Origin of the sequence: Burkholderia sola (assembly GCF_905400185.1) — a bacterium.
Taxonomy (GTDB): Bacteria; Pseudomonadota; Gammaproteobacteria; order Burkholderiales; family Burkholderiaceae; genus Burkholderia; species Burkholderia sola.
In genome coordinates, this window is record NZ_FR989675.1 from 718,085 (window position 1) to 733,236 (window position 15,152).

Sequence of the window (15,152 nt, forward strand, 5' to 3'; positions counted from 1 at the left end):
CAGGAGGAACCGCCTGTTCCGTTTCATCCCCCCGCAATGCTCCACGAACCGCGCCCGGCACGTGGGGGCCTACGAGCAAGACAAGGAGAAAAAGCATGTCGAACGAAACGAAGTGCCCGTTCAACCACACCGCAGGCAGCGGCACGACGAACAAGGACTGGTGGCCGAATCAGCTGAACCTCAACGTCCTGCATCGGCATTCGGCGCTATCCGATCCGATGGACCCCGATTTCGACTACGCGGAAGCGTTCAAGAAGCTCGATCTCGCCGCGGTGAAGCAGGACCTGCACGCGCTGATGACGACGTCGCAGGACTGGTGGCCGGCCGACTTCGGCCACTACGGCGGCCTGTTCGTGCGCATGGCATGGCATAGCGCCGGCACGTACCGCACGGCCGACGGCCGCGGCGGCGCGGGCGGCGGGCAGCAGCGCTTCGCGCCGCTCAACAGCTGGCCGGACAACGTGAGCCTCGACAAGGCGCGCCGCCTGCTGTGGCCGATCAAGCAGAAGTACGGCCGCAACATCTCGTGGGCCGACCTGCTGATCCTGACCGGCAACGTCGCGCTCGAATCGATGGGCTTCAAGACGTTCGGCTATGCGGGCGGCCGCGCCGACACGTGGGAACCGGACGACGTCTACTGGGGTTCGGAAAAGATCTGGCTGGAACTGAGCGGCGGCCCGAACAGCCGCTACACGGGCAAGCGCGAGCTCGAAAACCCGCTCGCCGCGGTGCAGATGGGCCTGATCTACGTGAACCCGGAAGGCCCGGACGGCAACCCGGACCCGGTCGCCGCCGCGCACGACATCCGCGAGACGTTCGCGCGGATGGCGATGAACGACGAGGAAACGGTCGCGCTGATCGCGGGCGGCCACACGTTCGGCAAGACGCACGGCGCCGGCCCGGCGTCGAACGTCGGCCCCGAGCCGGAAGCCGCGGGCATCGAGCAGCAGGGCCTTGGCTGGAAGAGCACGTTCGGCACGGGCAAGGGCAAGGACACGATCACGAGCGGCCTCGAAGTCACGTGGACGTCGACGCCGACGCAGTGGAGCAACGACTTCTTCAAGCACCTGTTCAGCTACGAGTGGGAGCTCACGAAGAGCCCGGCCGGCGCGCACCAGTGGGTCGCGAAGGATGCCGGCGAAGTGATTCCCGATGCGTACGACGCGTCGAAGAAGCATCGTCCGACGATGCTGACGACCGACCTGTCGCTGCGTTTCGACCCGGCCTACGAAAAGATCTCGCGCCGCTTCTACGAGAATCCGGCCGAATTCGCCGACGCGTTCGCACGCGCGTGGTTCAAGCTCACGCACCGCGACATGGGCCCGCGTTCCCGTTACCTCGGCCCGGACGTGCCGGCGGAACACCTGCTGTGGCAGGACCCGGTCCCGGCCGTCGATCACCCGCTGATCGACGCCGCCGACGTCGCCGCGCTGAAGGCGAAGGTGCTGGCCACGGGCCTGTCCGTGTCGCAGCTCGTGTCGACCGCATGGGCGTCGGCGGCGACGTTCCGCGGCTCGGACAAGCGCGGCGGCGCGAACGGTGCGCGCATCCGCCTCGCGCCGCAGAAGGACTGGGAAGTGAACCAGCCGGCGGCGCTCGCGGCGGTGCTCGAAACGCTCGAAGGCGTGCAGAAGGCGTTCAACGATGCGCAGACGGGCGGCAAGAAGGTGTCGCTGGCCGACCTGATCGTGCTGGCCGGTGCGGCCGGCGTCGAGCAGGCGGCGAAGCACGCCGGTGTCGCGATTACGGTGCCGTTCGCACCGGGCCGCACGGATGCGTCGCAGGAAGAAACCGACGTCGAAGCGATGGCCGTGCTCGAGCCGGTGGCGGACGGGTTCCGCAACTACCTGAAGCATGCGTACAAGACGCCGGCCGAGGCGCTGCTGGTCGACAAGGCCCAGTTGCTGACGCTGAGCGCGCCGGAGATGACGGTGCTCGTCGGCGGCCTGCGCGTGCTCGGCGCGAATGCCGGCGGCGCGAAGCATGGCGTGTTCACCGATCGTCCGGAAACGCTGACGAACGACTTCTTCGTGAACCTGCTCGACATGGGCACGGAATGGAAGCCGGTATCGGCAGCGAACGACGTGTTCGAAGGGCGCGACCGCGCGACGGGTGCGGTCAAGTGGACGGGCACGCGCGTCGACCTGATCTTCGGCTCGCACTCGCAGTTGCGCGCGCTGGCCGAGGTGTACGGCAGCGCGGATGCGAAGGAGAAGTTCGCGCGGGATTTCGTGGCGGCCTGGAACAAGGTGATGAACCTCGACCGCTTCGACCTCGCATGAACCCGGCCGCGTGCTGATGCAGTCACGCAGTCATGCAGCAACGTGAAACGGCCGGTCCAGCGACCGGCCGTTTCTTCTCTGAACGATGTCTTGTCAAAGGAGTGACGACCATGACGCAAATGATGCTCAACGTGCGCGCGGCCGCGTCGCCCATTCTGCGCTCGCCGGCGGAGCTGGCGCGCTACGGGGTCGGCTTCGCGATCGTCGTCGGCGGGGCGGCGGAGCTGGCCGCGCAGGCGCTGCATGCGCTCGCGTAGTGCGACGCCCGATTCGCGACGCTAGAATGGCGAGTCGCGAACGCATGCCGCGCGACACGGCATGCGGATTGCTCGACGCATTTTCGCCGGTTCAACATGTCGAATGAGGAGTCCCGAAGATGGCCAAGAAAGGCAACGCCACGCAGATCAACATCGGTATCAGCGACAAGGACCGCAAGAACATCGCGGACGGCCTGTCGCGCCTGCTCGCCGATACGTTTTCGCTGTACCTGAAGACCCACAATTTCCACTGGAACGTGACCGGACCGATGTTCAACACGCTGCACCTGATGTTCGAGGAGCAGTACAACGAACTGTGGCTCGCGGTCGATTCCGTCGCCGAGCGCATTCGCACGCTGGGCGTCGTCGCGCCCGGCACGTTCGGCGAATTCGCGAAACTGTCGTCGGTGCCGGAAGCGAAGGGCGTGCCGGCCGCCGAGGACATGATTCGCCAGCTCGTCGAAGGGCACGAGGCGGTCGTGCGCACCGCGCGCGACATCTTCCCGATCGCCGACGCGGCGAGCGACGAGCCGACCGCCGATCTGCTGACCCAGCGCCTGCAGACGCATGAAAAGACCGCATGGATGCTGCGGTCGCTGCTTGCATAAGCCCGGCGCGGCCGGGGGCGGCAGGCTGGCCCAATCCGGGGCGGCCTGGAATCTGGCCCCTGAATGATGCGCACAGCGGCACGGCCGCGCGCAGCGGGCCGCGGCGGCCAGCCGGCCCGCCACGACCGCCGGCCGCGGGCCGCGCCGACATGACGCGGAGCACCGGTCGGCTCTAAAATGCCGGGATTCTCTTCCCGGTGCTTCGCCATGCTTGCCCGCTTTCCCCTGTATCTGCGGCTCGTCCGGATGGACAAGCCGATCGGCAGCCTGCTGCTGCTGTGGCCGACGCTCAACGCGCTGTGGATCGCGTCGGACGGCCACCCGCGCTGGCCGCTGCTCGTGATCTTCACGCTCGGCACGCTGCTGATGCGCTCGGCCGGCTGCGCGATGAACGACTACGCCGACCGCGATTTCGACCGCCACGTGAAGCGCACGGCCGACCGGCCGCTGACGTCGGGGAAGATCCGCGCATGGGAAGCCGTCGCGATCGCGGTCGGGCTGTCGTTCATCGCGTTCCTGCTGATCCTGCCGCTCAATACGCTGACGAAGGAATTGTCGGTCGTCGCGCTGTTCGTCGCCGGCTCCTATCCGTTCATGAAGCGCTTCTTCGCGATTCCGCAGGCGTATCTCGGCATCGCGTTCGGCTTCGGCATCCCGATGGCGTTCGCGGCCGTGCAGGACACGGTGCCGATGCTGGCGTGGGTGATGCTGGTCGCGAACATCTTCTGGTCGGTCGCGTACGACACTGAATATGCGATGGTCGATCGCGACGACGACATCAAGATCGGCATCCGCACGTCCGCGCTGACGTTCGGCCGTTTCGACGTCGCGGCCGTGATGGCGTGCTACGCGGCGACGCTCGGCATCTACGTGTGGATCGGCGTGACGCTCGGCTTCGGCCTCGCGTACTGGGCGGGCTGGGCGGCGGCGGTCGGTTGCGCGCTGTATCACTACACGCTGATCAAGGATCGCGAACGGATGCCGTGCTTCGCGGCGTTCCGCCACAACAACTGGCTCGGCGGTGTGCTGTTCGCCGGCATCGCCGTGCATTACCTGCTGGCCGGCAACTGACCGACACTGCGCGCGTCTTTTCGCGCGGTGCCAACGAAAAAGCGACCCGACGGTCGCTTTTTTTACGTCCGGCGCCGGCCAAACCGGCGCCGCTGTCGCGCTTACGCGCGGCCGAGCTCGTCGCCCATTTCCTTCGCCCGCGCTTCGGCCGCGAGCGCGCCGCGCACGATCGCTTCCTTCACGGCCTGCGCGTCGAACGCCGCGAGCGCGGCGGCGGTCGTGCCGCCCTTCGACGTCACGCGTTCGCGCAGCACGCTCGCCGGTTCGCCCGATTGCGCGGCGAGCTGCGCGGCGCCCGTGAACGTCGCGACCGCGAGCGCGCGGCCCTGCTCGTCGTTCATGCCGAGACGGCGCGCGGCTTCCTGCAGCGCTTCGATGAAATAGAACACGTACGCGGGGCCGCTGCCCGAAATCGCGGTGACCGCGTCGAGCCGCGCTTCGTCGTCGAACCACACGATCTCGCCGACCGCGCCGAGCACGTCCGACGCGAGTTCGCGGCCGGCCGCGTCGACGCCCGGCAGCGCGGCGAGGCCCGTCACGCCCATGCCGACCAGCGCGGGCGTGTTCGGCATCGTGCGCACGACGCGCGCGTAGCCGCCGAGCCAGCGGGCGAGATCCGTGCCGCGGATGCCGGCCGCGATGCTGATCACGAGCTGCGACTTCAGGTGCGGTGCGAGCGCCTGCGCGACGTCGTGCAGCACCTGCGGCTTCACCGCGAGCACGATCGCGTCGTAGTCGGCGAGCGTCGCGTCGACGGCCGCGCCGGTACGGATGCCGAACTGCTGCGCGGCGCGCGCGCGGACGTCCTCGTTGACGTCGATGGCGTACAGGCCGTCCGCGGCGACGCCGCGCTTGATCAGGCCGCCGATCAGGGCCGCGGCCATGTTGCCGCCGCCGATGAATGCGATTTTCATGATGTCGGGAATGAGCGAGTGAGTGGACGGAAAGGCGGAAAAGAGCGCGGCGCTCAGTGCGCGTAATCGCGCGCGCCGAAGATCGCGGTGCCGACGCGCACGATCGTCGCGCCTTCGAGCACCGCAGCGTCGAGATCGGCGGACATGCCCATCGACAGCGTGTCGAGCGGCAGGCCGTCGGCGCGCAACGCGTCGAACAACGCGCGCAGCGCGCGATGCGGCGCGCGTTGCGCGTCGGTGTCGCCGGCCGGTTCGGGAATCGCCATCAGGCCGCGCAGCCGCAGCGACGGCAGCGCGGCGACCGCACGTGCGACCTCGGCCACGTCGGCCGGCGCGACGCCGCTCTTCGACGCCTCGCCGCTGATGTTCACCTGCACGCACACGTTCAGCGGCGGCAGATGCGCGGGGCGCTGTTCCGACAGGCGCTGCGCGATCTTCAGCCGGTCGACCGAATGGACCCAGTCGAAGCGCTCGGCGACGGCGCGCGTCTTGTTCGATTGCAGCGGCCCGATGAAATGCCATTCGAGGCTCGCGCGCAAGTCGGCGAGCGCGTCGATCTTGTCGATCGATTCCTGCACGTAGTTTTCGCCGAACGCACGCTGCCCGGCCGCATGCGCGGCGCGCACGTCGTCGGCCGGAAACGTCTTCGACACGGCGAGCAGCGAGACGGTGGCGGGATCGCGGCCGGCCGCGCGGGCGGCGTCGGCGATGCGGCGGTGAACGGAGTCGAGGCGGGCGGCGAGATCGGACATGGCGAGCACGAAAGCAGGCACGGAAGCGGACATGAAGCCGATGCGCGGCGACACGCGGCGCATCGATCCGCTCATTATACGGACGCCGCGCGCCCGCCCGTTATCGGCGTGAACAGCCTCTAGCCGTACAGCAAATGCTCGACGAGCTGGACCCAATGAGCGACCGGCACCTGCGTGCCGCTCTGCAGATGCGCGATGCAGCCGATGTTGCCGGACACGATCATCTGCGGTTCGAGCGCCTGCAGCTTCAGCAGCTTCTGCTTGCGCAACCGGTACGACAGCGACGGCTGCGTCAGCGAGTAGGTGCCGGCCGAGCCGCAGCACAGGTGGCTGTCGGCCGGCAGCCGCACGTCGATGCCGAGCGTCTCCAGCAGGCGCTCGACCTTGCCGCGCGACTGCTGGCCGTGCTGCAGCGTGCACGGCGGGTGGTACGCGACCGTATGGATCGCGCGGCGCCGCGCGATCGTCGCGAGTTCGGCCTCGAACGCGAGCAGCACGTCGGAGATGTCGCGCGTCAGCGACACGATGCGCTGCGCCTTTTCCGCGTAGGCCGGATCGTCGCGCAGCAGGTGCGCGTATTCGAGCACCGTCGCGCCGCAGCCCGACGCGTTCATCACGATCGTCTCGACGCCCTGTTCGACGTGCGGCCACCACGCGTCGATGTTGCGGCGTGCGTCGTCGAGCGCTTCGTCGTGATAGTTCAGGTGCAGGCGGATCGCGCCGCAGCAGCCCGCGTCGGGCGCGACGACCGTCTCGATGCCGAGCGCGTCGAGCACGCGCGCGGTCGCGATGTTGATGTTCGGCAGCATCGACGGCTGCACGCAGCCGCCGAGCATCAGCATCTTGCGCGTATGCGTGCGATGCGGCCATTCGAGCAGCCGCGTGCGCGGCGGCACCTTGTCGCGCAGCCGCTTCGGCAGCAGCGGCCGCACGTGCTGGCCGAGCCGCATCACCGGCGAGAACAGCGCGGCGTTCGGCACGACGCTCGCGAGTACGCGGCGCATCAGCCGCTGCTGCGCCGGGCGCTCCACCTGCGCCTCGACGTGCTTGCGGCCGATCTCGACGAGCCGGCCGTACTGGACGCCGGACGGGCAGGTCGTCTCGCAGCTGCGGCACGTGAGGCAGCGGTCGAGGTGCTGTTGCGTGCTGCGCGTGACGGCCGCGCCTTCGACCATCTGCTTGATCAGGTAGATGCGGCCGCGCGGGCCGTCGAGTTCGTCGCCGAGCAGTTGATAGGTCGGGCAGGTCGCGGTGCAGAACCCGCAGTGCACGCACTTGCGCAGGATCGCGTCGGCCTCGTCGCCGTCGGGCGTGTTGCGGATGAAATCGGCGAGATTCGTTTGCATCGATCCCTCAGAGATCAGGGTACAGCCGGCCGCGATTGAAGATGCGCGCGGGATCGAATGCGCTTTTCAGCCCGCGGTGGATCTTCATCATCGGCGCGGGCAGCGGCGTGAACACGCCCGCGCTGCGGTCGTAGGTATCGCCCGCGCGGAACAGCGTCGCATGGCCGCCGGCCTGCTTCGCGCTCATGCGCACGGTCTGCGCGTCGGCGTCGGTGATCCACCAGCGCTGCGCGCCGCCCCATTCCATCAACTGGGTGCCGGGCAGGTGCATCGGTTCGGTGATCGACGGCAGCGACAGGCGCCACAGCGCGTAGCCGGGCGGGATGCCGTTGAAGAACGGGTCGGTGTGCTCGCGCAGGCCGGCCCAGAAGCGCTCGGCCTCGACCGCGTCGACGACTTCGCCGCCGAGCAGCGTTTTCGCGGATTTGACGGCGGCTTCCGCGCCCGACAGGCGCAGCACGAGCGTGCCGTTGCGCCACGCGCTCGCGCTGACCGGCAACGGATGACCGCCCCATTCGTTGAGCTTGCGCACCGCGTCGGTCGCGGTCATCTCGAACTTCAGCGTGACCTCGGCGACAGGCATCGGCAGTACCTTGATCGACAGGTCGAGCATCAGCCCGAGCGTGCCGAGCGCGCCGGCCATCAGCCGCGACACGTCGTAGCCGGCGACGTTCTTCACGACCTGCCCGCCGAAGCGCAGCATGTCGCCGCGGCCGTTCATCAGCGTGACGCCGAGCACGAAATCGCGCGGTGCGCCGCAGGTGGCGCGGCGCGGGCCCGCGAGGCCGGCCGCGACGCAGCCGCCGACGGTGGCCGCGCGGCCGAAATGCGGCGGCTCGAACGGCAGCATCTGGCCGCACTCGGCGAGGACGGTTTCAAGCTGCGCGAGCGGCGTGCCCGCGCGGACCGTGACGACGAGCTCGGCCGGGTCGTACGACACGATGCCCTGAAACGCGCGCGTGTCGAGTATTTCGCCGTCGAGCGCCTGGCCGTACCAGTCCTTGGTGCCGCCGCCGCGAATCCGCAGCGGCCGGCCGTCGGCACTGGCCGCGCGAACGCGCTCGGCCCATCCGGCGACGATGTCGTCCTCTTCCATGTTCTGTTGCTGCCTCGACTTGTTGTTCGGTCGATTGTACCGGGGTGGCGCGATTCCACATCGCGACTATCCCTAAGCCCCGTCTCGCGTGCGGCATGCCGGCGCCGGCGCGCGACCGCGCCGCGCGGGCGCGGCAGAGCCCCGCACCGCGGCCGCCGGTGCGGAGCCGCGACGCGTGCGCCGTTCAGAAACGCGGCAGGTCGGGGTGCGGCAGCAGCCCGCCGCGCACGTGCTGGCGACCGTATTCGGCGCAGCGCGCGCGGGTCGGGATGCCCTTGTCCGGGTTCAGCAGCCCGGCCGGATCGAATGCGCGCTTGACCGCGAAGAACGCATCGCGCTCCTGCGGCGAGAACTGCACGCACATCGAATTGAGTTTTTCGATGCCGACGCCGTGCTCGCCCGTCACGCTGCCGCCGAATTCCACGCAGCATTCGAGGATTTCCGCGCCGAACTGCTCGGCGCGGTGCAGCTCGTCCGGATCGTTCGCGTTGTACAGGATCAGCGGATGCATGTTGCCGTCGCCCGCATGGAACACGTTGATGCAACGCAGCCCGTAGCGCGTTTCGAGTTGCTCGATGCGCGCGAGCAGCGGGCCGATCGCGCGGCGCGGCACGGTGCCGTCCATGCAGTAATAGTCGGCGGAAATGCGGCCGGCGGCCGGGAACGCGTTCTTGCGGCCCGACCAGTAGCGCAGCCGCTCGTGTTCGTTGCGCGACACCTGGATGCGCGTCGCGCCGTGTTCGCGCAGCACGGCGGTCATCCGCACGATCTCCTCGGCGACTTCTTCCGGCGTGCCGTCCGATTCGCACAGCAGGATCGCCTTCGCGTCGAGGTCGTAGCCCGCGTGCGTGAACGCCTCGACGGCTTGCGTGGCCGGCTTGTCCATCATCTCGAGCCCGGCCGGGATGATGCCCGACGCGATGATCGCCGCTACCGCCTCGCCGCCCTTGACGACGTCGTCGAAGCTCGCCATCACGAGCTGCGCGGTCTGCGGCTTCGGGATCAGCCGCACCGTGACCTCGGTGACGATCGCGAACATCCCTTCGCTGCCGATCATCACCGCGAGCAGGTCGAGGCCTGGCATGTCGAGCGCGAGCGAGCCGAATTCGACGACCTCGCCGTCGATCGTCACCGCGCGCACGCGCATCACGTTGTGCACGGTCAGCCCGTATTTCAGGCAGTGGACGCCGCCCGAGTTTTCCGCGACGTTGCCGCCGATCGTGCACGCGATCTGCGACGACGGATCGGGCGCGTAATACAGGCCGTACGGCGCGGCCGCTTCCGAGATCGCGAGGTTGCGCACGCCGGGCTGCACGGTCGCGGTGCGGGCGTACGGGTCGACTTCGACGATGCGCGTGAAGCGCGCGAGCGACAGCACGACGCCGAGCGCGATCGGCAGCGCGCCGCCCGACAGGCTCGTACCGGCGCCGCGCGGCACGATCGGCACTTCCATGCGGCGGCAGATCTGCACGATCCGCTGCACCTGCGATTCCGTCTCGGGCAACGCGACCGCGAGCGGCAGCCGGCGGTAGGCGGACAGGCCGTCGCATTCGTACGGCGCCGTGTCCTCGTCGCGGTACAGCAGGCAGTGCGTCGGCAGCACGGCCATCAGCGCCTGCACGACTTCGCGCTGGCGCTGCGCGCGTGCGGCGCTCGACAGTTCGACGGGAGCGTTCATGAGGTCTCCAGCGTGGGGCGCGATGTCGCGCCGCCGGGTCAGCACGTGAAAATCTTGCCCGGATTCATCAGGTTGCGCGGATCGAGCGCGAGCTTGATCGCGCGCATCGTGTCGATCGCGTTGTCGCCGTGCTCCTGCGGCAGGAAGCGCATCTTGTGCAGCCCGACGCCGTGCTCGCCCGTGCAGGTGCCTCCCAGCCGCAGCGCGCGCTCGACGATCCGGTCGTTGATGCGTTCGGCTTCGGCGAGCTCCTCGGGCTTGTCGGGATCGATCAGGATCGCGACGTGGAAATTGCCGTCGCCGACGTGGCCGACGATCGGGCAGGGCAGCGACGACGCGCGCAGGTCGACCTCGGTTTCCTCGACGCACGCGGCGAGCTGCGAGATCGGCACGCACACGTCGGTCGTTACCGCACGGCAGCCGGGTTTCAACTGCAGCATCGCGAAGTACGCGTTGTGGCGCGCGGACCAGAGCCGCGTGCGATCCTCGGGGCGCGTCGCCCATTCGAAGCCCTGGCCGGCGTTCTGGCCGGCGAGCGCCTGCACGAGTTCGGCCTGTTCCTTCACGCCGGCGTCGGTGCCGTGGAATTCGAAGAACAGCGTCGGCGCTTCGGCCAGCGTCAGGTTCGAGTGACGGTTGATCGAGCGCACGGCCAGCGCGTCGACGAATTCGACGCGCGCGATCGGCACGCCGATCTGGATCGTCTCGATCACGGTGCGCACCGCGTCGCCCATCGTCGGGAACGTGCAGATCGCGGCCGATACGGCTTCGGGCAGCGGGTGCAGGCGCAGCGTGATCTCGGTGATCACGCCGAGCGTGCCTTCGGACCCGACGAACAGGCGCGTGAGGTCGTAGCCGGCCGACGACTTGCGTGCGCGCGAACCGGTTTTGACCATGCGGCCGTCCGCGAGCACCGCGGTGAGGCCGAGCACGTTCTCGCGCATCGTGCCGTAGCGCACGGCATTGGTGCCGGATGCGCGGGTCGCGGTCATCCCGCCGATGCTGGCGTCGGCGCCCGGGTCGATCGGGAAGAACAGGCCGGTGTCGCGCAGCGCTTCGTTGAGCGCCTTGCGCGTGATGCCCGGCTCGACCGTCACGGTCAGGTCTTCGGCGTTGATCGACAGCACGCGGTTCATTTCCGACAGGTCGAGCGACACGCCGCCGCGCACCGCGAGCAGGTGGCCTTCGAGCGACGAGCCGGCGCCGTACGGGATCAGCGGCACGCTGTAGAGCGAGCACAGCGACACGACTTCGCGCACGTCGTCGGTGCTGCGCGCGAACACGACGGCGTCGGGCAGTTGCGGATCGAACGGGGATTCGTCGCAGCCGTGATGGGCGCGGACTGCGTCGGCGGTCGACACGCGCTCGCCGAAGGCGGCGCGCAGCGCATCGAGCATGGCGGGGGGCAGCGGGCGGCGCGTGGCGGCCGGCGGGGCAGGGTGGTTCACGAATGTCTCCTGACTGCTTGTCATACTGTCGGCCCATTCTACGCTGTAACGCCTGCTGCGCCTCCCGCCGCGGGCTGCGATAATCGCGTTCCAGCCAACCGGGCCGCGTCGCGGCCGCGCACGAGAGGACATTCGCATGGGCAACCGCTTGAGCAAGATCGCGACGCGCACGGGCGACGACGGCACCACCGGCCTCGGCGACGGACGGCGCATCGGCAAGGACGACGCGCGGATCGCCGCGATCGGCGACGTCGACGAACTGAACTCGAATCTCGGCGTGCTGCTGGCCGAGCCGCTGCCGGACGACGTGCGCACCGCGCTCGTCACGATCCAGCACGACCTGTTCGATCTCGGCGGCGAGCTGTGCATCCCCGGCCACGCGGTGCTCGACGACACGCATCTCGCGCGCCTCGACCAGTGGCTCGCCGATTACAACGCGACGCTGCCGCCGCTGAAGGAATTCATCCTGCCGGCCGGCTCGCGCGCGGCGTCGCTCGCACACGTGTGCCGAACCGTGTGCCGACGCGCGGAGCGCTCGATCGTCGCGCTCGGCCGCACCGATACGCTGAATGATGCGCCGCGGCGTTACGTGAACCGGCTGTCCGACCTGCTGTTCGTACTGGCGCGCGTGCTGAACCGCGCCGGCGGCGGCGCCGACGTGCTGTGGGAGCGCGAGCGCGTCCGCTAACGCGCCATCCCGCTTTTTGCGCACTGCGACAATTTGCCCGAGGGGCGCCTGTTTTTAAACATGTATCGTATGTGCATGTTTAACGGAGAACGAACATGACCCACATCACCGCTGACCAGATGGCCCGTGTGAAGGCCACCGCCCCCGTCCTCGCCGAGCACGGCGCGACGATCACGAAGCATTTCTATCAGCGCATGTTCGCGCGTCATCCGGAACTGAAGAACCTGTTCAACCAGACGCACCAGAAGACCGGCAGCCAGCCGGAGACGCTCGCGAAGGCCGTCTATGCGTATGCGGCGAACATCGACAACCTCGGCGCGCTGGGCGGCGCGGTGTCGCGCATCTCGCACAAGCACGCGAGCCTGAACATCCGCCCCGAGCATTACCCGATCGTCGGCGAGAACCTGCTCGCGTCCATCGTCGAGGTGCTCGGCGATGCAGTCGATGCGGATACGCTCGAAGCGTGGCGCGTCGCGTACGGCCAGCTCGCGCAGATCCTGATCGGCGCCGAGGCCGATCTTTACGCAGGCGCCGCATGGAGCGGCTTCCGCCCGTTCCAGGTCGCGCGCAAGGTGCGTGAAAGCGACGAAATCACGTCGTTCTACCTGACGCCCGCCGATGGCGGCGGCGCGCCGACCTTCGAGCCCGGCCAGTACATCACGGTGAAGCGCTTCGTCGGCGATCTCGGCGTCGACCAGCCGCGCCAGTACAGCCTGTCCGACGCGCCGCACGGCAAATGGCTGCGCATCTCGGTGAAGCGCGAGGCCGGCAAGGCCGACGCGATCCCGGCCGGCAAGGTGTCGACGCTGATGCATGATGGCGTGGAGGAGGGCGCGATCGTCGAGGTGACCGCGCCGATGGGCGACTTCTCGCTGAAGCGCGACGTGGATACGCCGGTCGTGCTGATCTCGGGCGGCGTCGGCATCACGCCGATGATGTCGATGGCGTCGACACTGATCGCCGAAGGCAGCCCGCGCGACGTGCGGTTCGTCCATGCATGCCGTTCGGGCGCGGTGCACGCGTTCCGCGACTGGCTGAACGACACGGCGCGCGAGCACGCGAACGTGAAGCGCACGGTGCTGTATGAGCTGGTCGGCCCGAACGATCGCGCCGGCATCGATCACGACCTCGAAGGGCGCCTCACGCCGGAGCGTGTGCAGCAGTACGCGCTGGTGCCGGACGCGGACTACTACATCTGCGGGCCGATCGCGTTCATGAAGGCGCAGCGCGATGCGCTCGTCGCGCTCGGCGTCGCGCCGGAACGCGTGAACACCGAGATCTTCGGGTCGGGCGCGCTCGAATGAGGATCTGACGGCCGGTTGCGGCCGAGGCAACGACGAAATGACAAAGCCCGGCGCGAGCCGGGCTTTTTACTTGCGGCGCCGTACGAAATTGCGGCGCGCCTTCAGCCGCCCAGCGCGCGACGTGCGTATCGAGCGGCACGTTCACGGCGCGAGCCCTTGGTCCGGGCTGGCATCGAAGTCCGCGGCGATCGATTCATCGCCGGTATTGAATGCGTCGACGCTTGTCGGGATGTTCAATCCGGCAAGCAACTGACGGGCTGCACCGATCCGCTTCGGCGCGGTGTACGGAACGATCCGGGCGACCGGATGACGATTGCGGGCGATCACGACTTCGGCTTCGCGCCCCGATTCAAGCGCCTCCACGAGGCTGGAAAGCCGCGACTTCGCATCGCGCAGGTTGACGGTCGACATGGTCGATCCTCTGGCTGGCTAGGTAATGTTAGCTAGTCTGGCAGAGCAACCCGCCGACCGCACGCTGGCCGTATGGCCAACTCGCCGTCAGGCGGGGCCATACGGTCAGCCTGTCGGCGTCCTTCAGTTGCCGCTGCCGCGCGCGACGCGCCGCGCCTTCACCGATTCCGCGAGGCCTTCGAGCACCTTCACGCTGTCGTCCCACGCGATGCACGCATCGGTGATGCTCTGGCCGTAGGTCAGCGCGCAACCTTCCTTCAGGTCCTGGCGACCCTCGACGAGGTGCGACTCGATCATCACGCCGACGATGCGCTCGTCGCCGGCCGCGATCTGGCGGCCGATGTCCGCGCACACCGGGATCTGGTTCTCGTGCTTCTTCGAGCTGTTCGCGTGGCTCGCGTCGATCATCAGGCGCGCGGCGAGGCCGGCCTTGCCGATGTCCGCGCAGGCCGCGTTCACGCTGTCCGCGTCGTAGTTCGGCGTCTTGCCGCCGCGCAGGATCACGTGGCAGTCTTCGTTGCCGGCCGTCGACACGATCGCCGAATGGCCGCCCTTCGTCACGGACAGGAAATGGTGCGGCTGCGACGCGGCCTTGATCGCGTCGACGGCGATCTTCACGTTGCCGTCGGTGCCGTTCTTGAAGCCGACCGGGCACGACAGCCCCGATGCCAGCTCGCGGTGCACCTGCGACTCGGTCGTGCGCGCGCCGATCGCGCCCCACGAGATCAGGTCGGCGATGTACTGCGGGCTGATCATGTCCAGGTATTCGGTCGCGGCCGGCAGCCCCATTTCGTTGATCTGCAGCAGCAGCTCGCGCGCGGTGCGCAGCCCTTCGTTGATCTTGAAGCTGTTGTCGAGGTGCGGATCGTTGATGAGCCCCTTCCAGCCGACCGTCGTGCGCGGCTTCTCGAAGTACACGCGCATCACGATTTCCAGCTCGCCGTTGAAGCGTTCGCGTTCCTTCACGAGCCGGCCCGCGTATTCGATCGCCGCCTTCGTGTCGTGGATCGAGCACGGCCCGATCACGACGATCAGCCGGTCGTCCATCCCGTGCAGGATGCGGTGCATCGACTGGCGCGAGTGGTAGATCAGCTCGGACGCGGCTTCGGAGCACGCGAATTCGCGGATCAGGTGGGCGGGCGGCGTCAGTTCCTTGAGTTCGCGAATGCGGACGTCGTCGGTGTTGTGCGGGGGCATGCTGTTTCTCCTCATTTTCCGGGGCGCCGTTCGGTCAGTGCGCGTGCGGCAGATTCATCAATTCGGGCAATTCAGTGGTTTCGGTCGGGGCCGCGGGACC

14 protein-coding genes are annotated in these 15,152 nt (G+C 68.5%); 6 read left to right on the top strand and 8 right to left on the bottom strand.

From position 1 onward, the window contains the following. Positions 1-95 precede the first annotated feature (95 nt). The 4 genes from katG to ubiA all read left to right on the top strand — a co-directional run bounded on the left by katG (position 96) and on the right by ubiA (position 4,218). Entirely contained in the window at positions 96-2,282 is a 2,187-nt protein-coding gene (gene katG, locus KR541_RS03300; RefSeq protein ID WP_050011788.1) for a catalase/peroxidase HPI, read from the top strand. Positions 2,283-2,392: 110 nt separating this feature from the next. Beyond that, positions 2,393-2,539, top strand: a complete 147-nt coding sequence (locus tag KR541_RS03305; RefSeq protein ID WP_162838113.1) for a hypothetical protein — start codon at positions 2,393-2,395, stop codon at positions 2,537-2,539. Positions 2,540-2,658: 119 nt separating this feature from the next. Continuing rightward, positions 2,659-3,147 carry a non-specific DNA-binding protein DpsA gene (gene dpsA / locus KR541_RS03310; protein WP_050011787.1) on the top strand — a complete coding sequence of 163 codons (489 nt, stop codon included), beginning with the start codon at positions 2,659-2,661 and terminating at the stop codon, positions 3,145-3,147. 207 nt (positions 3,148-3,354) lie between these two features. Further along, on the top strand, positions 3,355-4,218 hold the full coding sequence (gene ubiA, locus KR541_RS03315; RefSeq protein WP_050011786.1) for a 4-hydroxybenzoate octaprenyltransferase: 864 nt from the start codon (positions 3,355-3,357) through the stop codon (positions 4,216-4,218). Between the two features lie 101 nt (positions 4,219-4,319). Here the strand turns inward: ubiA and proC are convergent, their stop codons facing one another. The 6 genes from proC to KR541_RS03345 all read right to left on the bottom strand — a co-directional run bounded on the left by proC (position 4,320) and on the right by KR541_RS03345 (position 11,452). After that, positions 4,320-5,132 (bottom strand): pyrroline-5-carboxylate reductase, encoded by an 813-nt coding sequence (gene proC / locus KR541_RS03320; protein ID WP_050011785.1) that lies wholly within the window; start codon positions 5,130-5,132, stop codon positions 4,320-4,322. Between the two features lie 53 nt (positions 5,133-5,185). Beyond that, entirely contained in the window at positions 5,186-5,884 is a 699-nt protein-coding gene (locus KR541_RS03325) for a YggS family pyridoxal phosphate-dependent enzyme (RefSeq protein ID WP_089488620.1), read from the bottom strand. Positions 5,885-6,003: 119 nt separating this feature from the next. After that, a complete protein-coding gene (gene glcF, locus KR541_RS03330) occupies positions 6,004-7,230 on the bottom strand; it encodes a glycolate oxidase subunit GlcF (protein ID WP_050011784.1) in 1,227 nt (408 codons plus the stop codon). Between the two features lie 7 nt (positions 7,231-7,237). After that, positions 7,238-8,326 (bottom strand): glycolate oxidase subunit GlcE, encoded by a 1,089-nt coding sequence (gene glcE, locus KR541_RS03335; protein WP_050011783.1) that lies wholly within the window; start codon positions 8,324-8,326, stop codon positions 7,238-7,240. A 184-nt stretch (positions 8,327-8,510) separates the two neighbouring features. Then, the gene (locus KR541_RS03340) at positions 8,511-10,004 is read right to left on the bottom strand and encodes an FAD-linked oxidase C-terminal domain-containing protein (protein ID WP_050011782.1); all 1,494 of its coding nucleotides are present in this window, start codon (positions 10,002-10,004) and stop codon (positions 8,511-8,513) included. Between the two features lie 38 nt (positions 10,005-10,042). Further along, positions 10,043-11,452 carry an FAD-binding oxidoreductase gene (locus tag KR541_RS03345; RefSeq protein ID WP_050011781.1) on the bottom strand — a complete coding sequence of 470 codons (1,410 nt, stop codon included), beginning with the start codon at positions 11,450-11,452 and terminating at the stop codon, positions 10,043-10,045. A gap of 136 nt (positions 11,453-11,588) precedes the next feature. Between KR541_RS03345 and KR541_RS03350 the strand changes: the two genes are divergently transcribed. Together KR541_RS03350 and hmpA are read left to right on the top strand one after the other, a co-directional pair. Further along, on the top strand, positions 11,589-12,140 hold the full coding sequence (locus tag KR541_RS03350; RefSeq protein WP_050011780.1) for a cob(I)yrinic acid a,c-diamide adenosyltransferase: 552 nt from the start codon (positions 11,589-11,591) through the stop codon (positions 12,138-12,140). A 95-nt stretch (positions 12,141-12,235) separates the two neighbouring features. Next, entirely contained in the window at positions 12,236-13,444 is a 1,209-nt protein-coding gene (gene hmpA, locus KR541_RS03355) for an NO-inducible flavohemoprotein (RefSeq protein ID WP_089488178.1), read from the top strand. Positions 13,445-13,585: 141 nt separating this feature from the next. On the opposite strand, the gene KR541_RS03360 is transcribed toward hmpA, so the two are convergent. After that, a complete protein-coding gene (locus KR541_RS03360) occupies positions 13,586-13,855 on the bottom strand; it encodes a type II toxin-antitoxin system Phd/YefM family antitoxin (protein WP_050011778.1) in 270 nt (89 codons plus the stop codon). Positions 13,856-13,978: 123 nt separating this feature from the next. Further along, positions 13,979-15,052 (bottom strand): 3-deoxy-7-phosphoheptulonate synthase AroG, encoded by a 1,074-nt coding sequence (aroG, locus tag KR541_RS03365; protein WP_050011777.1) that lies wholly within the window; start codon positions 15,050-15,052, stop codon positions 13,979-13,981. Positions 15,053-15,152: the final 100 nt, after the last annotated feature.

Coding starts and splice junctions, on each gene's coding strand:
- glcF (WP_050011784.1), bottom strand. CDS start 7,230: ATGCAAACGAATCTCGCCGATTTCATCCGCAACACGCCCGACGGCGAC.
- hmpA (WP_089488178.1), top strand. CDS start 12,236: ATGACCCACATCACCGCTGACCAGATGGCCCGTGTGAAGGCCACCGCC.
- KR541_RS03350 (WP_050011780.1), top strand. CDS start 11,589: ATGGGCAACCGCTTGAGCAAGATCGCGACGCGCACGGGCGACGACGGC.
- KR541_RS03325 (WP_089488620.1), bottom strand. CDS start 5,884: ATGTCCGATCTCGCCGCCCGCCTCGACTCCGTTCACCGCCGCATCGCC.
- KR541_RS03360 (WP_050011778.1), bottom strand. CDS start 13,855: ATGTCGACCGTCAACCTGCGCGATGCGAAGTCGCGGCTTTCCAGCCTC.
- ubiA (WP_050011786.1), top strand. CDS start 3,355: ATGCTTGCCCGCTTTCCCCTGTATCTGCGGCTCGTCCGGATGGACAAG.
- dpsA (WP_050011787.1), top strand. CDS start 2,659: ATGGCCAAGAAAGGCAACGCCACGCAGATCAACATCGGTATCAGCGAC.
- proC (WP_050011785.1), bottom strand. CDS start 5,132: ATGAAAATCGCATTCATCGGCGGCGGCAACATGGCCGCGGCCCTGATC.
- KR541_RS03305 (WP_162838113.1), top strand. CDS start 2,393: ATGACGCAAATGATGCTCAACGTGCGCGCGGCCGCGTCGCCCATTCTG.
- glcE (WP_050011783.1), bottom strand. CDS start 8,326: ATGGAAGAGGACGACATCGTCGCCGGATGGGCCGAGCGCGTTCGCGCG.
- katG (WP_050011788.1), top strand. CDS start 96: ATGTCGAACGAAACGAAGTGCCCGTTCAACCACACCGCAGGCAGCGGC.
- aroG (WP_050011777.1), bottom strand. CDS start 15,052: ATGCCCCCGCACAACACCGACGACGTCCGCATTCGCGAACTCAAGGAA.
- KR541_RS03340 (WP_050011782.1), bottom strand. CDS start 10,004: ATGAACGCTCCCGTCGAACTGTCGAGCGCCGCACGCGCGCAGCGCCAG.